This window comes from Dermabacter sp. Marseille-Q3180, from assembly GCF_940792985.1.
Lineage (GTDB): Bacteria > Actinomycetota > Actinomycetes > Actinomycetales > Dermabacteraceae > Dermabacter > Dermabacter vaginalis.
The window spans coordinates 190,359-213,820 of record NZ_CALNWU010000002.1; the positions used below are offsets into that span (position 1 = coordinate 190,359).

Sequence of the window (23,462 nt, forward strand, 5' to 3'; positions counted from 1 at the left end):
ATGTCTTGAGACCTAAGCATACCCGACATTTATGGGGGGCATAAGAGATCTTTAGCGCAGCTCGGTTCCGCCGATCGATTGCGCCACCTGCTTCTGGAACACGAGATACAGAAGAATGAGCGGAATCATCGCAAGCGTCGTTGCCGCCATGACCATCGTCCAGTTGTTGTTGTACTGGGTGCTGAGTGCTGAGGTCGCAACCGTGAGGGTTTGCCACGTCTCACCCGTGGTAATAATGAGCGGCCACATAAAGGAGTTCCAGTGGGTCACCACCGTGATAACGACGAGCGTCACGATGATCGGACGGTTGAGAGGCACCACAAGGTTGCGAATCAAGCGTAGGTGCCCCGCGCCATCCACGCGCATCGCATCGAGGAGCTCTTGTGGAACGCTACGAAAGTTCTCGCGCAGCAGGAACACGGCGTAAGGGCTGCCAAACATGAACGGCAGTACGAGAGCCCAGAACGTATTGCGAAGCCCCAACTCTTGGAATGCCAGGAAGAGCGGCACGACAACCACGACTTGAGGCACGAGCAGAGTCGCGATGAAGGCCCAGAACAGCAGATCGCGGCCGGGGAACTCCAAAAATGCGAACGCATATGCGGCAAGAATCGAAAAAATGATCTGCCCCACGAGGATCACCGCGACCATTTGGGCCGTCACGGCAAATGGGGTCACAAAACTGTGCGGCCCCGTGAAGAGCGCCGTAAAGTTCTCGAGCGTCGCAGGATCCGGGAGGTGGATGGGGCCCTGGCGAAGGAAGTCACTCGGCTCACGCAGCGCCGTCATGATCGACAGCGAAAACGGCGCGAGAGTGAGCACGGCAGCAATGATGAGGATCGTGTAGGCCACGATCGCCGAAAGAACCGACTTTTTCTTCATGAACACCACCCTCAGGACATGTCGTAGGTGATGCGGCTCGAGAAGAACCGCTGCTGAATAAACGAGAGGGCAGCGAGAATCACGAAGAGAATCACGGCCACCGCCCCGGCGCGGCCAAGGCGCCCAGCACCGAACGCCTCGTTGTAGATGAGCGAGGCCACCACCTGAGTGCTATTACCGGGGCCTCCCCCGGTCAGCGAATACACGGTGTCAAACACCTGGAAGCTCGCGACCATTTGCGTGAGGGCCACGAAAAACGTCGTGGGATTCAAAAGCGGAAGGGTGATCGCGAAGAAACGGCGCACGGTGCCCGCGCCGTCGAGCTCCGCAGCCTCGTAGATCGATGGTGGGATCTTCTGAAGGCCGGCCTGATAGAAAAGCGCGTTATATCCGACGGCTTGCCACACCGCCACGAAAGCCACGGCCGGAAGGGCGAGCGTGTGCGACGTGAGCCACTCGATTCGCGTTCCGAGAAGTGCGTTCAACGCGCCGTAGGTGGGCTGGTAGATCCACTTCCACACGACGCCGATCGCCACGGGGGCGCAGACCCACGGGATCACGATGATGATCCTGAACAGAGTTGACCCCGGGAACATCTTGTTGAGCTGAATCGCGAGGAGCAGCCCGAGGGCAATACCCAGGGGCACGCTCATGAGCGTGAACAGAAGCGTCACGAAGAGCGAATTCCACAGCGCATTGCCGCTGAACAGGATTTGGTAGTTCTCGAGACCGATGAAGTCGCGCGAGCCCACGATCTCCCAATTCGTCAACGAAAGCCCGAAGGCCACCACGACGGGGAGAAGAATAAACGCGAACACGCCGATAGCGGCGGGAAGCACGAAAAGCCACGAAAGAATCGGGTGGCGAAGCCGCATCATAAATTCGACTCCTTCCACCCGATTCTGTCCTGACTAAGGCCAGAGCTTATGCCCGGCCTAACGATGAGCTATGCCAGCGTACACCCCACTCACTGGGCAACGCGTACAAGGCCAAGCTCAGCGGTGTGAGCAAGAACGCGATGTGCGGGCACAACGCGCACGGTGTAGCCAACTGCACCGAGGCTCTCAAGCTGGCGCGAGGCCGCATAGCGACCGTCGATGCCCTGCGTCATGGGCGCGACGACCGTGTCGGAAAGCTCAGCCTCGCCGTTCACAGAACCCACGATGAGCTGAACCTCGACATCTTCGGCACGGATCGCGCCGAGCTCAACGCTCGCGCTCACCGCGAGGGTGTCACCCTCGACCGAGTCTTCGACGTCGTGAATATTCACGCCGCCCCAGCCCTGCGCGAGGCGCTGCTTGTATTCGGCAAACTCGTGCGCGAGGCCCGGCTCGTTCGCGAACTGCGCGACCGCCTTCGACGCCGGCGCATACAGCTCAGTGACGTAGTCGCGCACCATGCGGGTCGCGGTGACCTTCGGCGCAATTTCCACGAGGGAATTGCGCACCATCTGCAACCACTTCGCCGGAACGCCGTTCTCGTCGCGGTCATAGAACAGCGGAACGATGCGGTTTTCGAGAATGTTGTAGAGGCTCTCCGCTTCGAGGCGGTCACGCTCAGCACGGTCCTCGATGTCGACCGTATCGATCGTCCAGCCTGCATCGTCGGTCGCCATTTCGTCCCACCAACCGTCGGACGTCGAGAACGTGAGCCCGCCGTTGAGCGCAACCTTCATGCCCGAGGTTCCCGAAGCCTCCTCGGGGCGGATCGGGTTGTTGAGCCACACGTCCGAACCCGACACGAGGTACTGCGCCATGCGAATGTCGTAATCCGCGAGGAACACGATGCGGTGGCGCACCCCGTGATCGTCTGCGAACTGCACGAGGCGCTGCATGAATTCCTTGCCCGGGTAATCCGCGGGGTGTGCCTTACCGGCCACGACGATCTGCACCGGACGCTCCTCGTTGAGGAGAATCTTGCGCAAACGCTCGGGCTGGCTCAGCATGAGCGTGAGGCGCTTGTAGGTCGAGACGCGGCGCGCAAAACCAATCGTGAGCACGTTCGGGTCGAGAACCGAATCGACCCAACCGAGCTCGCCTGGGTGAGCACCGCGGTGCACCCACGAGCGACGCACGTCTTCACGCGCACGCTCGACAAGGTTCGTGCGAAGCGTGTTGCGCACCTCCAACAGTGACTCATCGCTCAAAGTTCCAAGCGCAGACCAATCGCTGAGCGCCGAAAGGTCCACGTCACCGAACACGCTCTTGTACAGCGCATCCATGGGGCGCGAAATCCACGTGCGGCGGTGCACACCGTTCGTGATCGACGTGATCGGCACTTCCGCCTCGTCAAAGCCCGGGTAGAGGTCCTTAAACATGCGGCGACTCGTCTCGCCGTGGAGCTTCGCCACGCCGTTCGACCGCTGGGAAAGCCGGAAGCCCATGTGGGCCATGTTGAACACGTGGCCGCCATCCTCGACGCCGAGCGCGAGCGCTGCTTCAACCGGCAGGTTCGGCACGAGGCGCGAGATCCCGTTGCCATCGGCATCGAGGAAGTGGCGCAGTTGACCGGCGTCAAAGCGGTCGATGCCGGCGGGCACGGGCGTGTGAGTCGTGAACACCGAGCCCGCGCGGGTCTGCGTGAGGGCGGCATCGAAGCTCAACCCCTTGCCCATGAGCTGGCCGATCCGTTCAAGGCCGAGGAAGCCCGCGTGGCCTTCGTTGAGGTGGAACACATCGCGTTCGCGGCGCCCCTCGAGCTCCGTGAAGCGCTCAACGGCGCGCACGCCGCCAATGCCAAGAACGATCTCTTGCTCAATGCGGTGGAAGTGGTCGCCGCCATAAAGACGGTCAGTAATCTGGCGGGCGCCCTTGTCGTTGCCCTCGACATTCGTGTCGAGCAGGAGAAGCGAAATACGGCCCACCTGCGCTTTCCACAGTGCAATCGTGACGATGCGCTCGCCGGGGAACGTGACATTGACGCACACCTGGTCACCGTCGGCATCCGTCACTGGCACGACCGCGAGATCTTCCGTGACGTTCTGCTTGTAGTTTTCCTGCTGCCAGCCTTCCCGGTTGAGCGACTGCGAGAAGTAGCCCCACTGGTAGAGCAGGCCCACGCCGATGAGGTCAACGCCGAGATCAGAGGCCGACTTGAGGTGGTCGCCCGCAAGGATGCCAAGGCCACCGGAATAGATCGGGAGGGTCGGCGAGATACCGAATTCCATCGAGAAGTACGCAATCGCGGGAGATCCCGGCGCTTCCTTTTGGAACCAGCGATCGGAACTCATGTAGTTCTCGAGATCCGCGAGGCGCGCGTCAAGAGCCGCGCGGAATTCCGGATCTGCAGCGACCTCGCTGTAGCGGCGCGCGGGAACCATCCCAAGCTGCACAACGGGATTGCGGTTGCTCTCCTCGAATGCGCGCGGGTCAAGCGCCTCGAAAAGGTCGCGAGTTTCGGCGTTCCAGGTCCACCGGAGGTTATAGGCGAGAGTGCGAAGCCCCTCGAGCTCAGCGGGAAGTTCGGACGTGACGGAAAGGGTACGTAGTGCCTTCATACCCCTTAAGGTAGCCGAGCCCGCCGCTCACCATGGCTTTTCCGCATGAAATGTTCTTGCGGAGTTTGCTCAAGGTTCGCGGCAGGCTCGACGCACGAGTTCTCGTGTGGGTCAGTCCCTCGTGAGGCGGCGATGCGTCACACGATGCGGACGCGCGGCGTCCTCTCCAAGACGTTCAACCTTGTTCTTCTCGTACGACTCGAAGTTGCCCTCGAACCAGTACCAGTTCGAGGGGTTCTCCTCGGTGCCTTCGTAGGCGAGGATGTGGGTCGCCACTCGGTCAAGGAACCAGCGGTCGTGCGAGACCACCACGGCGCAGCCGGGGAAGTTCAAGAGCGCATTCTCGAGCGAGCTCAGGGTTTGAACATCGAGGTCGTTGGTCGGCTCGTCGAGGAGCAGCAGGTTGCCGCCCTGCTTGAGCGTGAGCGCGAGGTTCAAGCGGTTGCGCTCGCCGCCCGAGAGCACACCGGCCTTCTTCTGCTGGTCCGGGCCCTTGAAGCCGAACTGCGACACGTACGCACGCGAGGGAATCTCCACCTTGCCAACCTCGATGAAGTCGAGGCCGTCGCTCACGACCTCCCACAGGTTCTTCTCGGGGTCGATGTTCTCGCGGTTCTGGTCAACGTAGCTGATCTTGACGGTCTCGCCGACCTTGAGCTCGCCCTCGTCGAGAGGTTCGAGCCCCACGAGGGTCTTGAAGAGGGTGGTCTTGCCCACGCCGTTCGGACCGATCACGCCGACGATGCCGTTCGGTGGGAGCGAGAAACTCAGGCCATCGATGAGAACACGATCGCCGAAGCCCTTCTTGAGGTTCTTCGCGTCGATCACGACGTTGCCGAGGCGCGGGCCCGGCGGGATCGTGATTTCTTCGAAGTCGAGCTTGCGCATCGACTCGGCTTCCTTCGCCATCTCCTCGTAGCGAGCGAGGCGCGCCTTGGACTTCGCCTGGCGACCCTTCGCGCTCGAGCGCACCCATTCGAGTTCTTCCTTGAGGCGCTTTTGGAGCTTTTGATCTTTCTTGCCCTGGACCTCGAGGCGCTCCTGCTTCTTTTCGAGGTAGGTCGAGTAGTTGCCCTCGTACGGGTAGAGGTGGCCACGGTCGACCTCGGCGATCCATTCGGCGACGTGATCGAGGAAGTAGCGATCGTGGGTAATCGCGATAACGGCACCCTCGTAGCTCTGCAGGTGCTTCTCGAGCCACAGCACGGACTCGGCATCGAGGTGGTTCGTGGGCTCGTCAAGAAGGAGCAAGTCCGGCTTCTGGAGGAGGAGCTTGCACAGTGCTACTCGGCGACGCTCGCCACCGGAAAGGTGCGTCACGGGCTCGTCGCCAGGCGGGCAGCGCAGGGCGTCCATCGCCTGCTCGAGCTGCGAGTCGAGATCCCAGCCGTTCGCGGCGTCGATCTCCGTTTGAAGAGTGCCCATTTCGGCCATGAGCGCGTCGAAATCGGCATCGGGCTCACCCATGAGCTCGCCGATCTCGTTGAAGCGCTGCACCTTCGCGTAGAGGTCGCCCATGCCTTCCTGGACGTTCTCGAGAACGGTCTTTTCTTCGTTGAGGGGCGGCTCCTGCAGGAGAATGCCCACGCTATAGCCGGGGCTCAGGCGTGCCTCGCCGTTGCTCGGCTCATCAAGGCCCGCCATGATCTTGAGGATCGTCGACTTACCTGCGCCGTTCGGGCCGACCATGCCGATCTTGGCGCCCGGGAAAAAGCTCATGGTGACGTCGTCAAGGATGACCTTGTCGCCCACTTGCTTGCGCGCCTTGTACATGGTGTAGATGAACTCTGCCAATGTCTCTCCATTTGACTCGTGGGTTGGTTTCCCCGCCATGCCGCCGGCTCGAGCCGCGGCGGCGGGCACAATGGTGTCAGTCTAACGGTGACGCCTGCGTTTCAGCCGAGCGGAACCCCACGTGCGGTAAGGATTTCACGCGCGATTTCCCAGCCCGGTCGGTCGGGCTCGGCGGCGGTGTCCGACGCTAGCGTGCGGTCATTACGAGGCCAATAATGCGCATCGATGCCGAGCTTTCGGGCCGCGTCGACGTTCGACTGCAGGTCGTCGAAGAAGATCACGTTGCCGGGCCTCGCGACCCCGCCGGTCTCGTGGGCGATCACATCGAGAAGGATCTCGAAAATCTCGGGATCGGGCTTTTGCACCCTTTCCTCGGCGCTGATGATCGCGAATTCGAATACTTCGAACCACTCCTGCCTGCGCAGGTAATCACCAAAGGCCGCGTTCGTGTTTGACAGGATCGCGAGCCGCACCTCGTTGCGCGCAAGGTCGTGAATGAGCTCGCGGCTCCCCTGGGCGATTTCACCCCAGTAGCGATCATCCATATGGGCAAGGTAGGTGATTTCGTCCGCCGTGGGCTCACCAATCGCACCGGCCTCGCACACGGCTCGCCAATAGTCCTCGAGCGAGATCTCGCCGCCATCGAGCTTTTTCCTCTCGCCCCAGTACACCTCGCGTACAGCCTCGTAATCGCCACCCACCTCGCGGTGGATCACGGGGACGGGGTGGTGGTGCGCGGCGAGCACACCACCGAAATCAAAGACCACCGTGAGCTGCGTGACCGGATCCTGCGACTTGCGCCTCGCGCGTGCCATGACTCCTCCTCTGTTCCTCGTGTCGAAAGCGAGTAAAACGTGTTCTCAGGGCCTAGCCGCACGTGGCAAGGCCCTCGATAGATCCTTGATTCGCGATCTGTTCGACGGCCTCAATCGCTTCGGTGAGGGAATCGACCCGGACCACCTGAAGCCCCTCGGGAATGTGCCCTGTGACATCTTCACAGTTCGAACCGGGAGCGAGGAAAAACTCGGCACCGTCGGCCCTTGCCCCGATCATTTTCTGGCGAATACCGCCGATCGGCCCCACCGCGCCTTGTTCGTTAATCGTGCCTGTGCCCGCAATCTTCTTGCCACCGGTGAGATCGCCCGGGGTCATTTCGTCGTAGATCGCGAGGGCGAAAATCATGCCGGCGCTCGGGCCACCGATCCCCTCGAGCGCGAAGTTCACCTTGACTGGGAATTCGAAGCCGCGGGCAAGCACGATCCCGAGGAGCGCTCGATCCCCCTCGTAGCGCGGGGTGAGGGCGAAGGATTTTTCCGCCCCGTCGCGCCGCACGGTCACCTTGACTTTCTCTCCGCGCGCAGTAGCGCCGATCGCCTCGCCCGCCGCCGAAACATTCTCGATCTTCTGGCCGTTGACCTCGAGCACCACGTCCCCGGGCTGGAGCTGGTTCGCGGCACCACCATCACTTCGCACACCCGCGACCATCGTCGTCGTCGAATAGGAAACCCCCTGCTTGGTGAGGGCCGCCGCGATCGCCTCTTGCTGCGAACCGTTCATCTCGACAGTGTTCATGAGGCTGTTGTCTTCTGCGTCCGCATCGTCGGGGTACAGCGCTTCGACGGGAATAATCGAGCGATCCCGATCGAACCACGCGGTCATCACACCCGCGAGCGGAATGTCGTATCCGGGCGACCCCTGCACCGACACGGTCGTCATCCGCAGTTCGCCATCGCTCGGGCCGTCAGCTCGATTCTCGACGCTCACGATGTCCTTGCCCTCGTATTCACCGAGCACGTTGAGCGAGGGGCCGGGCGATTCAACGACGTACGGCGCGGGCAGCACCGCGGCGACCGCAGTGAGCACCACGAGTGCGAAGGCGGAGATGCACACCGTCCACAGGCGACGCTTGTATAAGCGAGGATTCGTGATATTCGGCGGCGTGGCCGTGAGTTTCTTGAGGGGTTTTTCCACGTGGCTATTGTCCCAGACAATCATTTCTCTCGCTTGCAGATACCTTCGCGGGAAGCGAAACGTCTACCTCCCGCCCCTCGCTCTCGCTACGCTTGGAGAATCCGTGATCGGCGGTCACCGCCGCCTCAATCGTAAGGAGCGCGCATGAGCGACGAGTCCAACGAAGAAAACCTCCGTAAGTTCCTCGAGGAGATTTTCCAGGGGCAAATCCCCCCGGGCGCACTGGAGGGTCTTGACCTTTCCGAGCTCGCGAAGGGGGCGGGCCTTCCCAGCGATCCCGCGATGCTCCGCATGGCCGCGCTTCAAATGCAGTCGCTTTTCGCCGCGGGAGGCGATGGGCCCGTCAACTGGAAGCTTGGTCATGATCTGGCGCGCCAGGTCGCATCGGGTAACGTCACGCTCCTTCCCACGGGGGCGCTCCCCCAAATCGGTGGCACATCGATCGGCACGGCCGGCGATCCAAACGTGAGCGAGGCCGACGAGCACGCGATGCGTGAAGCCGGCAACGTGGCGGCGATGTGGCTCGCGGAGAAGACCGATTTCGCGGTTGTGAGCGACGCGGTCGAGTGCTGGAGCCGCGGCACGTGGGTGAACCGCACGCTGCCACGCTGGCAAAAGATCGTCGAACCGGTCGCGCAATACATGGCCGAGGCCATCGGCGACGCGTTTGCGAAGCAGCTCGGGGAACTCGGTGGACTCGAGCAGCTCGGTGGCGCCGGGCCACTCGGCGCCATGGGCGGGGCTCTCGGCGATCCGAGCTCGATGATGAAGAAAATGGGCGGCACGATGTTCGGTCTCCAATTTGGGCATGCGATCGGCTCGATCGCACGTGAGGCCATCGGAGTTACCGACCTTTCGCTCCCCCTGTGGACGTTCTACGCCCCCGTGGTCGTGCCCGCGAACCTCGCCGACGTTCTCGAGGGCACCGACCTCGACGTTGATGCGGCACGCATTTTCTTCACCGCGCGCGAGATCGCCCACCAGAGCCTCTTCAAGAGCGCACCCTGGCTCCCCGAGCATCTCTTCACCGCGATTGAGGGATACGCGCGAGGGATCACCCTCGACATGGGGGCTCTCGAGGAGAAGATTCGCGACTTCGACGTCAACAATCCCGCAGCGATGAGCGCCACGAACCCCGAAGACATCTTCACCTTCACGCGCTCCGCCGACCAGGAACGTGCCCTCACGGAGCTCACGACGACCCTCGCGCTCATCGAATCGTGGGTCGACCTCGTCGTGACAGAGGCCTTGCGCGAGAAACTCCCCCGCCTCGACGCGATGCGCGAACTCGTCCAGCGGCGACGCGCAACGGGCGGTAGCGCTCTGGATACCCTCACGAATCTCGTAGGCATCGAGCTACACCCACGCTCGGTCAAGGAAGCGTACGCGTGGTGGGAATCGGTGCTCGCGACCGAAGGGATGCAGGGCCGCGAAAAGGTCTGGGCACACCCGGATCTTCTCCCGAGCCCCGAGGTGCTGAGCGGGCGTCCGCAGGCCCCTCAGGCGCCCGTGCCCACCAAGGATTCCGACGGTGACGGGCTCCCCGATCTTCCCGAGTTTGGCGCGATGAACTCCGCCTCCCCCGATTTCGATGAGGAGCTTCGCAAGTTGCTTGACGGTGAGTTTGACGATCGGGGTGAAGAGCCCGGGGGCACCCCCAACGGCGATGGGAAGCCGGGCGACGATCAGTGAGCCTTCCCGGAAGCTTTCTCACCGAGCTCGAGGCGTGCGCGCCTTCTCGGGAGAGGCAGCGATTCCTTGCGCTCGCAACCTCGAGCGAAAGAGCTCACCTCAAATCGAGCGGTCCCGTGCACTTCACCGCGAGCGGGATCGTGATCGATGCCTCCGGCCAGTTCGTTGCGCTTCACCACCACCGCAAGGTTGGCGCGTGGCTCCAATTCGGCGGGCACATCGAGGCAGGTGAAGAGAGCTTCGAAGAGGCCGCTCGACGAGAAGTCGCCGAGGAATCGGGCCTCGCTGAGCTCGCGATCGTGGGCGCCGCGCCGTTCACGCTGCACGCGCACAACCTCAATAAGAATTTCGCGGTCTGCAGCGAGCATTGGGACGTGCAATACCTCATGCGTGCGGCCGTCACGCCCGCCTCCCCCACGGACGCCCTCACCTTGAGCGAGGAGAGCCACGACGTTCGGTGGTGGCGGCTCGAGGCCCTTCCTGCAAGCGTCGTCCCCGACCTTAAACCTACGCTCGCAAAGCTCCGCTCCTAAGGAGCCCCTTGGCTAGGGCTGCTCGGCAAACGAGTACCCCTCGAGGAAACCGTTGGCCCGCTCAAGCTTGGGATACGAGGCCTCGAGCTGGCGAAAGGCCCGCGAGTGGTTCGGTTCGAGGAGATGGGCGAGCTCGTGCACAAGAACGGATTCGATCACGTAGCTCGGCATGTCTTTCAAAAGGTGAGAGAGGCGAATTGAGCCATCGGCGCTCGTGCACGAGCCCCAGCGCTTGCCCTGGTTCGTGACCCACCGCACGCTCGAAGGCGGTGGAGCACTCGGCAGGTACTTTTCTCTCAGCACTAAGGCAAGCGCCATGAGTTCCTCATCACTTGCGGTTGCGCTCTCGGAGCGGTTTGCGTGCTTCGCGTACATGTCTCGCACCCATTTGCGCGTTTCACGTGCCGAAAGTCTCGCGGGAACGAGAAGTTCAAACACTCCACCTCTGCGACGTGCGGTGATGGTTTTTCGGCGGCGAGTGGAGCGCACCACCTCGATGGGCTCGGAGATGCCATCGAGGAGTAGTTTTTCGCGTTCGGGGCGTCGCTGGGGCACGGTGCGAGTCTAATGGGGAACTGGCTTGACAAGCACCCCAAGGTTGTGGATAAGCCTGGCGACATGAGGACCTCCGTCCCACTTGTGACGCATCGATGAGGACTGCAACACATGTTGCAAAAAATTAATATTCACCATCACGACACGATAAATGCCCAGGTCATTGAGCACATTAGACCCCTACGGCCAATTATCCACACACACTTTCCACACAGCTTGACGGGGTGTCCACAACAATCGCCAAGTTATCCACAATGTCGGCCCGTCGCCGCTTTGACCGGGGTCGAACAGGCCACTACATTCGATGGAGAAGCGATCCTCCGGGAAAACAAATGCTCGCGAGCGGGGAAGGCCCGCGTGCATTAAGCGTCCCCGGGGGATCGCCCTTTTTTATGCCGCTCCACCCCATCGCCCGACACTCCAAACCACCTCTTTGACACCCTTATTTGCGAACCATTCCCAAAAGCGCCTCTGACGTGCGGTTTCTCCGTCGCCTCCGCGGAGTGTTGAGTTCTCAAGCACTCGAAAATGCTTATACAGTGGCCACGAACAGAGAGTTCACCACAATCCCTAGGAGCAACCATGGCTGACGAAACCTACACGGGCGAGTTCTACTGCGTGAAGTGCCGCGCGAAGCACGAAGCAACCGGCACCATCCAGGTCAACGACAAGGGCCGCCGTGCGGCGAAGGCTGAATGCCCCGAGTGCGGCACGAAGCTTAACCGCTTCCTCCCCAGCAAGTGAGTGCACGCGGGTGCATCCGTGCCCGCCCCGCACATGCATGAAAGAACGAACCGGTGCCGCCACGGCACCGGTTCTTCTTTACCTTCTTAGCGTGCCTCGGCAATGATCGCGAGGACCTCCTCGCCGAACTGCGTGAGCTTCGACTGCCCCACGCCGGGAACCTGATGAAGCTCCTCGAGGCTCGCGGGGGCTCGATCTGCGATCGCCAGAAGGGTCGAGTCGGTAAACACCGCAAAGGCGGGTCGCTTGAGCTCGCTCGCACGCTCACGGCGCCAGGCCCGTAGCTTTCCGAAGAGTTCGGCGCTCTCCTCGCCCCCGCAGCCCGCGTGGCGGCCGACCTTCTGCTCGCCCGGAGTTGTGAGAGCTTCGCCGCAACCTTTGCATGTCGTAAAAATGCGGGCGCCGCGCCGCCCGGTCGTACGTTTCATCGCCGTTCGCTCAGCGGCACCTTCGTCACGGTGGTCGAAGCTCCCCGCAATGAACCGCGAGGCCTTCCTCGACGCTTTCGCACCTTCGCTGCGCGCCGCGGCCCACGTCACCGTGAGAACGTCGCGCGCGCGCGTCATCGCGACGTAAAACAGGCGCCGTTCCTCCTCGACCTCCCTGTCCGTTTTCGCGTAGGAGATTGGGAAGGTGCCTTCACTCGCCCCGACCACGAACACCACGGGCCACTCGAGCCCCTTCGCGGCGTGCACGGTCGCGATCGTCACGGCCTCACTCACGGGAGCACTTTGCGCCTCGCGGCGTTCCTCAAGCTCGGCAACAACGTCCCTGAGGCTCGCGCCCTCGCGCTCGGCAATCGAATCGGCAACCTGCACGAGAGCGTTGAGCGACGCCCACCTCTCGAACACCGCGCCGCGTGCCTCGGGAGCCTTGTCCGACCAGCCCCGCGAGGAGAGCACATCGCGCACAATACGGCTCACATCGGGATCATTTCCGCCACCTGCACCGAGAGCCGCACGAAGCGCGCTCATCGCCTCGTGGACCTCGCGCCTTTCAAAGAATTTTTGACCGCCGCGCACCTGATACGCGATGCCCTCGCGGTCAAGAGCGTCCTCAAATCGTTCGCTGTGGGCGTTGACACGCAAGAGAATCGCGATTTCGCTCGCGCTTCTCCCGCCACGAATGAGCTCGGCAATCGACTTCGCGACCTCTCGCGCCTCAGCGGTCTCATCGGGGTAGCCCACAACGAGGGGCCGGGTGGCGTCGGATCGCTGCGCCCGAAGCTCCACGTGCGAATCCCGACCCTCCTTAGCCCTCGCGAGCACGGCGTTCGCCACCTGCACGATCTGAGGGCTCGAGCGGTAGTTGCGCTCGAGGCGGATCACACTCGCGCGCGGGAATTCCTTCGTGAAATCGAGGAGGTAACTCGAGTCGGCACCCGCATAGGAGTAGATCGTCTGCGCCGCATCGCCCACGACGCACACGTCGCTCGCATTGCCGAGCCACGCGCGCAGGAGCCGGAACTGCAGGGGCGAGATGTCCTGATACTCATCGACCGTGAAGTGACGGTATTGGGAGCGCACGGCATGCGCCATGTGCGGATGCTCCTGAATCATCGAGGCGGTCAGCAGCAAAACGTCCGCAAAGTCGATCAGGTGCAGCTCGGTCTTGAGGTCCTCGTACTGGGTCATGATCCGCGACAGGGTACGCGACTCGAACCCCGCTACGCCCTCGCGCGATAGGCGCGCTGCGGCAAGTGGATACTCTTCGGGCAAGATCATCGAGGACTTTGCCCATTCGAGCTCGGCGGAAATGTCGCGGAGCGCGGCGGGATCCGCGCGCATGTGCAGGCGCCCCATCGCTTGAGCCACGAGTGGAAGAGTTCGATCCACGAGGTCAGGCGCGGGGCCTCCAACGGTCGAGGGCCAGAAATAGGTGAGCTGCCTGAGCGCCGCTGAGTGGAACGTGCGCGCCTGGACGGCCGGCACCCCAAGGTCGCGAAGGCGCGAGCGCATCTCGGCCGCTGCCTTGGTGGTGTAGGTGAGCGCGAGAACGTGGTTCGGGGCGTAGCCGCCGCTCGCGATCGCGTAGGCGATGCGGTGCGTAATCGCTCGGGTCTTGCCGGTGCCAGCGCCCGCGAGAACGCACAGGGGCGCCCCAATCGACTGAGCGACCTGGCGTTGTTCAGGATCGAGCCCCTCGAGGATGCGCTCGGCCCCACTGGTCGCTGCGGTGTTCACGAAAGCTCTCCCTTCCTCCACGCGGTAATCATCGAATGGGCGATTGAGGTCGAGGGCGGCAAGCGCACGTCGCCCCGTTCGAGAGCTTCGGTCAGCTCCTCTCGCGTAAACCACGTGGCGCTCGCGAGCTCCTCGCGCTGGAGGGTGATATCCGTTTCGGCACCGTTCGCAAGGCGCGATGTGAACGCCACCATGATCGAGCGTGGGAACGGCCACGGCTGGGAACCGAAGTATTCGAGGTCACCCACGACGAGGCCAGTTTCCTCGTGAACCTCACGTTTGAGGGCATCCTCGAGATCTTCGCCGGGCTCCACGAAGCCCGCGAGCGCGGACACCATGCCGTTCGTGAAGCGGTGGTTTTTCGCGAGAAGCGCGCGATCGAGACCGTCGCGTACAAGGGTGATGACGGCGGGGTCGGTGCGCGGAAAGGTTTCGTGCCCGCCCTCGCAGGTCTGGGACCAGCCGTCGCGAGTGGCGTGCACGGCACTACCGCAACGCGTGCAGTAGCGGGCGTCGCGGTGCCACGTCAGCATCCCCACGGCGCTCAGCGCGAGGCTTCGTTCACGCTCCTCGAGCATCGGCGCGATCTCACGGAGGCTACGCATGCGGGTGCCATCGGGAAGTGCCGCTCTCGCACTGTCTGCGGAACTTTCCGCGTCAAGAGCCCATACCTCGCCGTCCTTCCAGGAGCCGAGGAACACGGTGCCCGTGCGCGCGAGGGTCCACAGGTGCAGTTCCTCGCCCTCGCCCTCGTGCACAGCGACCTCGTCGCCTCGCACGAGGATCACGTGCTTTTCAATTTCCTCCTCCGCGGGGGTGGGGATTCCTCGCGCGTCGCCCGGTGCCGAGAAATGAGAGGTGAGGTACGTGTGAGGAAAATTCATGGGCGCATGCATGTGTCCCACAGTATCCAACGCGCACGAAATGGTTACGGTTAGAGGGTGAGACGAAATTCCTATGCACTGGCCGCCCTTGCCACGGCCGGGATTCCCGGTGTGATTCCCGTGGCCACTTCCTCAACCACGCCCGAGGGCGAGGAGATCGAGACTGCGCTCGTGCGCGACACGCAGGACCGCCTGTGGGTCGTGAGCGCCCCCTCGACGCCCACGGCGGGTGCGCGTCTCGCGAAGGAGATCGGCGTTCTCGAGGCGCTTTCTCGCACCGAGCTCGCCCCGTATTTGCAGGCTCCGCAGGGTTTCGCGTCGATTCCCGAGGGGGGACGCGCAGCCATCGCACTCGCGCTCGAGGGCACTTCACTGCACCTCGATGAAGTCAGCCACGATCATGTGCTCGCGGCGAACCTTGGCCGCGCGGTTGCCACAATCCACAACGCGCCGAAGGCTGCGTGCCAGGCGTCGGGCGTCGAGGAATTCACGGCGGAAGAGGTGCGTGCGAACTACCGCGCAAGCGTCGCACGTGCACTCGCGGAGCACCCGATTCCGTCGGCCGTTGCGCAGCGCTGGAACCACTTGCTCGCGGAGGATTCGCTGTGGCAGTTCACTCCTCGTTTCACCCATGGCTCGATCAATGAGGATACGGCCCTCGCCGTTGGCACTGAGGTTTCGGGCTTCACGGGATGGGAAAATGCACAGGTCGCCGACCCTGCTCGCGACCTCACGTGGATGCTCCACGGCCTGGACGCCCCCGCCTTCGAGGCATTCTTCACGGCCTATTGCGCGAACCTCGATGTGCGCCCTGACGCCCGCCTCGAGGAGCGCACCCAACTCGTCGGCGAGTTCGCCGTGCTCGAGTGGCTGCTTTCGGGCAGCGACACGAACGATCAGGCGATCGTGGCTGACGCTCTCGAAATGCTGCGCGACGTCGATGATGATCTCGCGGAACTCGCCCGGCGCGAAGCCGAGCACGAGTACGATGAGCTCGCCTCGCACGACCCCGAGGTCACGCCGGAGCGCTGATCTCCTACCCGAGCTGGGCGAGGAGCTCGACCAGCTCTTCCTCACGTGGATGCTGCGTGATCTCCACCGTGCGCTCAGCCGCGACGTAGTGGAACTTCGTCTCAATGTTCTCGAGCGGCACACCCGTTTTCTGGTGCCACGCGAGGCGGTACACGGTGAGCTGAAGCGCCTTGCGTGCGAGCTCCTCGCCCGAGGGCACACGCCCCGTTTTCCAGTCGACAATCCACACGCCCTCGCCTTGCGGATTCGGGTAGACCGCATCGATTACTCCCGAGAGGAACCCTCTTTCGAGCGCGAGTGAGACGGGGATTTCGAGCGCAAGGGGCGTCATGTTCGCAAAAATCGAACGATCGAATTTTGCCTTGAGCTCCTGCAAGCTTTCACGCGTGCCGTCATCCTCCTGATCGAGCAAGAGGTCGTCCACGTCGAGAAGGGCACCGTGGGTGTGTGTCGCCTCAACCCAGGCGTGAAAACGCGTGCCGAGACGCGCGCTCGTGGAGGGCTTACGGGGCATGGGCCGCACGAGTTCACGCACGCGCTCTGGCGCATTCGCACCCGAGAGCGCTACGAGATCCGAAGGGCTCAAACGCGACGGGAGGTACACGCTGCGCGCTTCGTGCTCGGCTCGGAGATTCGCGATCACGTGCCGCGTGGCCTCGGTGAAAAGGGCGAGGTCAGGCTCCTCGCGGATATCAGCGAGGGCATTTACCCCGCTCGCGCTGGCGCATCCGACGGCTGCCTTCGCCTCCTTGACGTCTTTTTCCCGCGTGTGCGGGGCGGTAGGCCACTGGGCGAAGCGAGGGGCAGATTCAAGCGGGTTCTCGGTACCGATCTCGCCTCCGCGCTGCACGAGCTCTACGCCGTCGAGCGCGCTGATCTCGTGCACGAAACGCGAGGGCTGGCGCGGCTTTGACGCCCCCTCAATCCATGCTGAGTGGGTGAGAAGGGCACTCTTTTTAGCGCGCGTGAGGGCAACGTACATAAGCCGACGCTCCTCGCGGAGGCTCTCGGCACCGTTGTCGAGGCGAAATTCCTCGAACATCTCCTCAAGCTCCACCTGCGTTGCTGCCTCAGCCCAGCGAAGCTCGGAGAGGATTTCCCCGTCGCCGCGAAGCTCAACGGGGATGGTCGCAAGCGAAAGCTCGTTGACCCATCCCGGCTCACGCGGGGCGGGGTACTCCCCCGGGGTTTCGGGTTTCGCGGCGCTCTGGCGCGTATAGGAAGGGAAGCTGCCTTCGGTAAGCGAGGCGATCGCGACGTGGTCCCATTCGAGCCCTTTCGCGGCGTGGACGGTCGAGATGACGACGGCGTTCGGGTCGCTCGCTTGCGTGGATGCAGCCTCGAGCCCCCGCTCCTCGGTCTCGGACACGTCGAGGTGCGCAAGGAAAGCCTCGAGGCTCGGTGCGCTTGCAGTGCGTGCGTAGGTCTCCGCATGCGCGCGCAGACGCTCGATGTTCGCGAGCGCGTGTTGCTGATCGCGACTCGGATCCGATTCAAGCGCGATATCAACGCCGAGGGCGCGCACCGCTACCGTCACGAGATCCGGGATCTCGAGCCCCTGGGCACCGCGAACCTCCCTTATGATCCGCGCGAGGCCGGCGAGTCGCGCCCGTGCGGAGGCGCTCAAGCGCTGTCCCGCGGGGCTCACAAAATCGGGGGGCGGCGGCGAGGTCACGGCATCGACGAGGGTGAAGGCGGCGCCGGGGTCCGAGAGCGCCGCTCGCGGCCCCGCACTCCGCTCGAGTGCGCGGCGCCACGCACCAAGCGCGGCGATATCGGCAGGGGCGAGCCGGAATCTCGGCCCTTCGAGAAGTTCCACGAGTGCATCGGAGCGCGAAGCGTCACTGATGACCTCGAGCAGAGAGCGAACGTCGCTCACCTCGCGCTGTGCGAGGAGGGAACCGCCGCCGGCAACGCTCACGCTCAGCCCCGCGGATTCGAGGGCTGACTGTAGAGCGGGAATTCGTGAGCGCGAACGCACGAGCACAGCGGCACTCGGAGGTGCCTCGTCGAGGGCTTCGGTTTCATCCTCGTGCGCGGTGCGGATAGTCGAGATCCACTCGGCGATCGCGGTAGCCTCATCAAATTCGGTCGCGTGCGCGGCAACGGTGATCGCACCGGGGCCCGCATCTGGGCGCGGGGCAAGCGTCGGAACGGTGATGCCAGCCGTGCTGCCCGCGAGTGGCCTGCTGATGGCATTCGCCCCTGTGAGCAGGGCCGCATCATTGCGCCAGGACGTGCTGAGCGTGTACTGCCGCACGGGACACTCCGCACTTCCCCACCGCTCGACAAACGAGGAGAGGGAGGCTGCTGAGGCACCGCGCCAGCCATAGATCGCCTGGTTTGGGTCACCCACGGCGCACGTCGCGTGCCCCGAGCCGAAGAGGGAAGCAAGAAGCTGGAGCTGCGCGACTGACGTATCTTGGAACTCGTCGAGAAGCACGACCCGGTGCTGCGTACGCGCATCCTCGCGCACTTCGCTGCTCGCTTCGGCAATCGCAGCGGCAAGACTCACCTGATCGGAAAAATCAATCGCCCCCCGCTCGCGCTTCTCACGCGCGAATGCGTCGAGGAGTGGCACGAGAGACCGGCGCTGCTCGAGGACGCGCCACAGGCGCTTCACGCTCGCGGGAGCGATGCGCTTTTTCCCACCTTCACCCTGGAGCGGGAGATTCATGGTCTCGACCTCGATCTCGCGAAGGTACTCGTCAAGTTCTCGCGGGGTACGCAAGTGATCGCTCAGCGCCCCCGAAAGCGAGAGCACTGCGCTCGCGACCGTGCCGCTCGAGTGGTCGAAGGGAAGCTCGCCCTGCCACGATTCAACGAGGTCGTAGGCGATCTGCCACGCGGCCGCGGGCGGAATCACGGTGAAGTCCGGATCGATGCCGATGCGAAGCGCATGCTCGTGAACGAGATCGAGAGCAAAACCGTTGTAGGTCGCGACGCGCGGCGATTGTCCGCCGAGCTGCACGGTACTCGCGGCAAGTGTTGCTGGCGGCTCGATACCTGCCGAGACCATCGCCGAGGTGAGGCTCGCGAGCCTTCGGTCAATGCGCTCGGCGAGTTCATGGGCAGCCTTTTTCGTGAAGGTCAGCCCGAGCACATGTCGGGGTTCCACAAGACCGTTCGCGATGAGCCACACGACCCTCGCCGACATCGTTTCAGTTTTCCCGCTTCCCGCGCCCGCGACGACGAGGGCTGGGGCGAGAGGCGATTCGATGACCGCCACCTGTTCAGGCGTGGGCTCGTGCTGGCCAAGAAGATGCGCGACCTCGCGCGCGCGAAAACGCACCGTGGTCACATTTCCTCCTGGTAGAGCGGACATGAGCGCTTGACGGGGCACACCGTGCAGTGGGGGTTGCGCACCAGACTCACGCCGGCGGAGCGCAAGCGCGCGTCAATGTCTCGCACAAGCTTCTCGAACCACTCGGGGTCATCGCCTTCGCCGAGCGCCGGCTGGTACCGTACAGCACTCGATTTTGCGTCTGTGCCAACGTACACGAGGCTCGCTCCTTCGAGCTTTTCCCCACTTCCGCCATGCGCGAGCGCGTACTGGTAGGCGGCAAGCTGCGGGTCGCGTTCCGCATCCGCTTTTGACTTCGCGGTTTTCCCCGTCTTGTAATCCACCACGCGAAGGCCGCTCGTCTCCCGCTCGATCCGGTCGATCGAGCCGCGGATCTCGACCCCGTCGCCGAGCGCTACCGAGAACCGCTTTTCGACCGCGGCGACGTTTTGGTGCGCGCTCTGATACGCGCCAAGTTTTTCGAGCATGCGGATGAGGCGCGCGCGCTCGGCTCGCGTACGCCAGTTCTGCTTCTCCACGTCGTCCGCGGGCTCACTCTTGGCAAACTCGGCGACGAGTTCTGCCGCGCCCGCCTTTGGATGGGCCTCGGCGAGCGCGTGAACGAGTGTGCCAATTTCTTGCGCTGCTCCACCGGGGTTACGCGCGCCCGCGCTCTCGAGGAGGAACGCACGCGGGCACTGCGAGGCCGTCGCAAGGCTCGACGGGGAAAGGGTGAGCGTACTGCCTGAAGGGAAAGGGGCATCGGTACGCGTGAGGGCCTGGTGGTACCAGGTTTCGGGGTTCGCACTTTCGACACCTTCACGCTCGAGCGCAGCAAGGAGCGAAGCGAGGTGGGTTCTGCCGGGACTTTCGCGTGGCTCGACCGCGAGCGCACGTGCGAGTGCAGCAACGAGCTGGCGGGTTTCGGGGAACGGCCCCGGGTTCGCGCTCGCGAGGGCCGACGCCACCCAGCCGAACGGCATCCCCGTGCTTCGCGCGTCGTTGCACAACACCCGGAAGAGAGCAGAGGGCGCCGTGTCCTCGCTCTCCACCGCGGTCACAAGAATGCGGTTTCGCGCGCGGGAAAGTGCCGCAACTGCGAGGCGGATCTCGTCGTTGAGGTTTGCACTTCGCCGAAGTGCACGCAGCTCGGCGCGGTTGAGCGCGATGCCGGGGTTATCGAGGTGGAGCGCAAGATCGGCGGCTCCAAGAATTCCCGAGCGAAGGCGAAGATTCGGCCAGGCTCCCTCGTTGAGGCCCGCAAGGATGACGGTATCGAAGCTCTCTCCCGCGACGGCTGCAGGCGTGAGCACGCGAACAATGCCGCTCACCCTTCCACGGGCGCTGAGTGAATCTTCTGGGACGGCCTGGGCTTCAATGTGAGCCATGAAGACGGCGATGTCGTCGCCTCCGCGGCGTTCCTCGTAGCGGTCGGCGGCCGTGAAGAGCGCTCCGAGAGAATCGAGACGCGAGTTGGCGAGCTTTGCGCGCGAGCGAGCCTGCACGGTTGAGGCCAGGGCGATCGCGTCATTCTGCCACCGAGTAGCGAGGTGCGAGGACTCCCACGCGGCCCACAGGAGCGGGAGGATTCCGTTCTCTCGAGCGGCCACGATGGCCTCGCGCATGCGCCGCAGTCGCCGAAGGGGCGCCGTGACCGCACGGAGATAGCGCTCCCTGCTATGTGCCGTGCCGTCGCTCTCTTTCGTCGCATCCGGCAACGGCGCGTCCGTGTTCTCCACGATCGCAAGGATCGCCGCATCCCCGAGGGTGTGCGTGCCGTGTGCGAGGGCCCAGCGACGCAGCTCACGCAGCATGCCGTCGTCCATTCCGCCCCAGGGCCCACGCAAGATCTCCACGAGTCGCTCGGCGCGTAGCTGCTGCATCCCGAGAGCCCACGCGAGGATCGTGAAGAGGTCGCGGATGACGGGCTCGTCTCTCAGCGGATTCGCGCGAAGAGGAGCCTCAGCGTCGATTCCCACGCGTGTGAGGCGCTCTGCAAGGGCGCGTGCAGCCGAGGCGGAACGGCAGACGACGGCGATATCGTCGCGAGAGACGTCGTGTACGGCCCCGAGAAGACGGATAGCTGTAGCGATGTCGCGCGCCTCGCCCTCGTCATTCGGGGCGAGCGCGAATGCGAAGGCCTCGGAGGTGCTTTCTTCATGCGCTGCACTCCGCAGCGCGCTCGGGGCCCCCGCGAGCGGTAGTCGCGACGCGAGTAAAGCTGTGACCCGGGCGAGCGCGGGGTGTTGATCGAGTCCCCCGTCAAGCACGAGCGATGCGCATTCGCGGTGCGCGAGCGCCGGTGAATTCGCCATGCGCGAGGCCGCATCCGCCATGCCTCCGCGGAACCCCTCGACAGTCGTATCAGGGCTCGACGTCACGAGCACGCGGGCGGCACTCGAGGCGAGCGCCGTGACGATTCGCACGCCACTCGCGGTGAAATCCTGCGCGTCATCCACGGCAAGCAGAGCCACCTCGTCCGCCGCCTCGATCACCGCGCACGCGCGATCCACGAGCACCCCGGAATCGAGGCGAGCACCGGCATCGATCGCCATAGTGCTCTCCAGCGCGAGCGAGTCGAGATAGGACTCAAAAACGCTTGCTGCCGCCTGCCATTCCTCGCGTCTGAATTCCACGCCGAGCGCGGCGAGCTGCGCGGGTGTCATGCCCCGCTCGGTGCAACGGCTCACGAGGTCGCGAAGTTCCGCGCGAAAACCCGCGAGAGAGAGGGCCGCCGGGTCGATCGATTCTGGCCACGTCGTAGGAATCTCCGCGAGGAGCTCTTCGAGAAGCGCGTCCTGATCCGCACCGGTCACAAGGCTCGGCTGTGCGCGCCCGTTCCGCGCCGCTTCCTCACTCACGAGGGCGAACGCGTAAGCGAGCGGCGTCATGATGGTGGGAAGTTCACGCCGCTGCTCAGCGCCCCTGCCATGGGCTGCCATGGCGCGACGCGAAAGCTCGTCGCGAAGAAGCGCGGCGCGCTCCCTCGTGGGAGCGAGAAGCACGACGGACCGGGCCTGAGTTCCCTCACGCATCGCTTCCCATGCAGCGTGGGCGCACAGGGAGGATTTCCCGCTTCTCGGTGGACCGTAGGCGAACGTCGGAATCCCTCGCCCCACGCACTCGAGCACGTGCGCTGCCGCCACGCCCGGAGTGTCCCTCGTAAAATTCGCGAGTTTTGACGGGGTAGTCATCGACGCAAGGCGCAGGCCCGCGGGCTTTTCCTGCATTCTTCTCCCCTCACATGACCGAGCTTCCACCAGCCTAGGTGGAGGTATTTCATCCCATCATGGGGGTGAGACAACTAAACTACCCAGATAAGATTCCATCGCGTTGATCACCAACGCCTCCCCGAACCACCAGGAGACACCATGCGCCGCCGCCTTCCTCGCGCAGAACGCCGCGCCCAGCTTCTCGACGTCGCCACGTCGTGCTTCGGTGAGCGCGGATACCATCCCACGTCGATGGACGACATCGCCGAGGCCGCTGGTGTCACAAAGCCCGTGCTGTACCAGCACTTCGACTCTAAAGAGGATCTCTACATCGCCGTGATCGAGCAAATCGGTGAAGCTCTTCGCGCTCGTATCGACGACTTCGCTTTCGAGGGGGCTTCGACCAAAGACCGCGTGCGCGAGGGCATCGAAGTGTTCTTCGGTGTGTTCGACACGCGCTCAAGCATGCTTAAGCTCTTTTTCGGGAGCGAATACGTGACCGAACGCGTACAGGAGGAGGTCACGCGCGCGACCTCGCGCGCCGCTGAATCAGTCGGTTCGCTCCTTGCCCGTGCTCGCGAGCTCTCCCCCGAGCAGGCAGTCGTGGTGGGGCGTACATTCGTGACGTCGGTGCAAGCGATCGCGCGCGAAGCGGACGGCGCCTCGGATGAGCGCCGCGAACTGATGCTGTCGTCACTCGCGAAGCTGCTCACGGGCGGCATCCGCGCATTCGAGCCGCGCAACGACGAACTCACCAAGAATCCCGAGTAACCGCTCTCAGCGAACGCTGCACTCTTTTTCGCCCACGGTCGATACACTGGGATCAGTGTGCGCTGCGCGGCCAGCCCGCCGAGCGCCGCTGACCTTTTGCCGCGCCCCCGATCCTCGCCACGATTTCACCGAGGTTCGTGCGGTGAGTGCGGCTCGCAAACCGTGCGCCCCAGTGCGCACATGAGAAAAGGACACCCCATGGAAATTCGCATTGGCGTCACGCATTCGTCGCGGGAACTGTCGCTCGAAACCGACATGAGCGCAGAGGATCTCTCCGCACTCGTGGAAAAGGCCATCGCCGAGAGCTCGCTCCTCACGGTCAAAGACACCAAGGGTCGCACGGTTCTCGTGCCCGGGGCGCGCATCAACTACGTCGAATACTCGACCGAAGAGCCGCGCCGCGTCGGTTTCCTGGGCTAACGGAAAGTAG

17 protein-coding genes are annotated in these 23,462 nt (G+C 63.7%); 6 read left to right on the forward strand and 11 right to left on the reverse strand.

The window, feature by feature from the left end; translation table 11 throughout:
* Positions 1-51: 51 nt before the first annotated feature.
* The 6 genes from NBW56_RS07495 to NBW56_RS07520 all read right to left on the reverse strand — a co-directional run bounded on the left by NBW56_RS07495 (position 52) and on the right by NBW56_RS07520 (position 8,143).
* A complete protein-coding gene (locus tag NBW56_RS07495; protein ID WP_126847681.1) occupies positions 52-882 on the reverse strand; it encodes a carbohydrate ABC transporter permease in 831 nt (276 codons plus the stop codon).
* A gap of 11 nt (positions 883-893) precedes the next feature.
* Complete coding sequence (locus NBW56_RS07500) at positions 894-1,760, reverse strand: carbohydrate ABC transporter permease (RefSeq protein ID WP_250258701.1); 867 nt, start codon at positions 1,758-1,760, stop codon at positions 894-896.
* A gap of 89 nt (positions 1,761-1,849) precedes the next feature.
* Positions 1,850-4,378, reverse strand: coding sequence for an alpha-glucan family phosphorylase (glgP, locus tag NBW56_RS07505; RefSeq protein WP_250258702.1), 2,529 nt, complete (start codon positions 4,376-4,378; stop codon positions 1,850-1,852).
* Positions 4,379-4,489: 111 nt separating this feature from the next.
* Complete coding sequence (gene ettA, locus NBW56_RS07510; RefSeq protein WP_065247530.1) at positions 4,490-6,172, reverse strand: energy-dependent translational throttle protein EttA; 1,683 nt, start codon at positions 6,170-6,172, stop codon at positions 4,490-4,492.
* 101 nt (positions 6,173-6,273) lie between these two features.
* Positions 6,274-6,987, reverse strand: a complete 714-nt coding sequence (locus NBW56_RS07515; RefSeq protein WP_250258703.1) for an HAD family hydrolase — start codon at positions 6,985-6,987, stop codon at positions 6,274-6,276.
* A gap of 52 nt (positions 6,988-7,039) precedes the next feature.
* Positions 7,040-8,143 (reverse strand): YlbL family protein, encoded by a 1,104-nt coding sequence (locus tag NBW56_RS07520; protein WP_250258704.1) that lies wholly within the window; start codon positions 8,141-8,143, stop codon positions 7,040-7,042.
* A gap of 144 nt (positions 8,144-8,287) precedes the next feature.
* On the opposite strand from NBW56_RS07520, the gene NBW56_RS07525 reads away from it, so the two are divergent.
* Together NBW56_RS07525 and NBW56_RS07530 are read left to right on the forward strand one after the other, a co-directional pair.
* On the forward strand, positions 8,288-9,835 hold the full coding sequence (locus NBW56_RS07525) for a zinc-dependent metalloprotease (RefSeq protein ID WP_250258705.1): 1,548 nt from the start codon (positions 8,288-8,290) through the stop codon (positions 9,833-9,835).
* Positions 9,832-10,368 carry an NUDIX hydrolase gene (locus NBW56_RS07530; RefSeq protein WP_065247527.1) on the forward strand — a complete coding sequence of 179 codons (537 nt, stop codon included), beginning with the start codon at positions 9,832-9,834 and terminating at the stop codon, positions 10,366-10,368. The genes NBW56_RS07525 and NBW56_RS07530 overlap by 4 nt, the downstream gene beginning before the upstream one ends.
* Before the next feature lie 12 nt (positions 10,369-10,380).
* Here the strand turns inward: NBW56_RS07530 and NBW56_RS07535 are convergent, their stop codons facing one another.
* Entirely contained in the window at positions 10,381-10,923 is a 543-nt protein-coding gene (locus NBW56_RS07535; RefSeq protein WP_250258706.1) for a M48 family metallopeptidase, read from the reverse strand.
* 582 nt (positions 10,924-11,505) lie between these two features.
* On the opposite strand from NBW56_RS07535, the gene NBW56_RS07540 reads away from it, so the two are divergent.
* Positions 11,506-11,667, forward strand: a complete 162-nt coding sequence (locus tag NBW56_RS07540; protein ID WP_016664205.1) for a DUF5679 domain-containing protein — start codon at positions 11,506-11,508, stop codon at positions 11,665-11,667.
* 86 nt (positions 11,668-11,753) lie between these two features.
* On the opposite strand, the gene NBW56_RS07545 is transcribed toward NBW56_RS07540, so the two are convergent.
* Positions 11,754-13,850 (reverse strand): ATP-dependent DNA helicase UvrD2, encoded by a 2,097-nt coding sequence (locus NBW56_RS07545; RefSeq protein ID WP_250258707.1) that lies wholly within the window; start codon positions 13,848-13,850, stop codon positions 11,754-11,756.
* A complete protein-coding gene (gene nudC, locus NBW56_RS07550) occupies positions 13,847-14,734 on the reverse strand; it encodes an NAD(+) diphosphatase (protein ID WP_250258708.1) in 888 nt (295 codons plus the stop codon). Before nudC ends, NBW56_RS07545 begins: the two co-directional genes overlap by 4 nt.
* A 57-nt stretch (positions 14,735-14,791) precedes the next feature.
* Between nudC and NBW56_RS07555 the strand changes: the two genes are divergently transcribed.
* Positions 14,792-15,766, forward strand: coding sequence for a phosphotransferase (locus tag NBW56_RS07555; RefSeq protein WP_250258709.1), 975 nt, complete (start codon positions 14,792-14,794; stop codon positions 15,764-15,766).
* 4 nt (positions 15,767-15,770) lie between these two features.
* On the opposite strand, the gene NBW56_RS07560 is transcribed toward NBW56_RS07555, so the two are convergent.
* On the reverse strand, positions 15,771-19,067 hold the full coding sequence (locus NBW56_RS07560) for an ATP-dependent helicase (RefSeq protein ID WP_250258710.1): 3,297 nt from the start codon (positions 19,065-19,067) through the stop codon (positions 15,771-15,773).
* Complete coding sequence (locus NBW56_RS07565; RefSeq protein WP_250258711.1) at positions 19,064-22,279, reverse strand: PD-(D/E)XK nuclease family protein; 3,216 nt, start codon at positions 22,277-22,279, stop codon at positions 19,064-19,066. Before NBW56_RS07565 ends, NBW56_RS07560 begins: the two co-directional genes overlap by 4 nt.
* Positions 22,280-22,420: 141 nt before the next feature.
* On the opposite strand from NBW56_RS07565, the gene NBW56_RS07570 reads away from it, so the two are divergent.
* Positions 22,421-23,032: a TetR/AcrR family transcriptional regulator gene (locus tag NBW56_RS07570; protein ID WP_250258712.1), complete on the forward strand. Its 612-nt coding sequence runs from the start codon at positions 22,421-22,423 to the stop codon at positions 23,030-23,032.
* Positions 23,033-23,230: 198 nt separating this feature from the next.
* A complete protein-coding gene (locus tag NBW56_RS07575) occupies positions 23,231-23,452 on the forward strand; it encodes a DUF3107 domain-containing protein (protein WP_065247520.1) in 222 nt (73 codons plus the stop codon).
* Positions 23,453-23,462 lie beyond the last annotated feature (10 nt).

Excerpts from the sequence above, each read along its gene's own strand:
- NBW56_RS07495 (WP_126847681.1), bottom strand. The coding sequence starts at position 882 with ATGAAGAAAAAGTCGGTTCTTTCGGCGATCGTGGCCTACACGATCCTC.
- NBW56_RS07500 (WP_250258701.1), bottom strand. The coding sequence starts at position 1,760 with ATGATGCGGCTTCGCCACCCGATTCTTTCGTGGCTTTTCGTGCTTCCC.
- glgP (WP_250258702.1), bottom strand. The coding sequence starts at position 4,378 with ATGAAGGCACTACGTACCCTTTCCGTCACGTCCGAACTTCCCGCTGAG.
- NBW56_RS07515 (WP_250258703.1), bottom strand. The coding sequence starts at position 6,987 with ATGGCACGCGCGAGGCGCAAGTCGCAGGATCCGGTCACGCAGCTCACG.
- NBW56_RS07525 (WP_250258705.1), top strand. The coding sequence starts at position 8,288 with ATGAGCGACGAGTCCAACGAAGAAAACCTCCGTAAGTTCCTCGAGGAG.
- NBW56_RS07540 (WP_016664205.1), top strand. The coding sequence starts at position 11,506 with ATGGCTGACGAAACCTACACGGGCGAGTTCTACTGCGTGAAGTGCCGC.
- nudC (WP_250258708.1), bottom strand. The coding sequence starts at position 14,734 with ATGAATTTTCCTCACACGTACCTCACCTCTCATTTCTCGGCACCGGGC.
- NBW56_RS07565 (WP_250258711.1), bottom strand. The coding sequence starts at position 22,279 with ATGCAGGAAAAGCCCGCGGGCCTGCGCCTTGCGTCGATGACTACCCCG.
- NBW56_RS07570 (WP_250258712.1), top strand. The coding sequence starts at position 22,421 with ATGCGCCGCCGCCTTCCTCGCGCAGAACGCCGCGCCCAGCTTCTCGAC.
- NBW56_RS07575 (WP_065247520.1), top strand. The coding sequence starts at position 23,231 with ATGGAAATTCGCATTGGCGTCACGCATTCGTCGCGGGAACTGTCGCTC.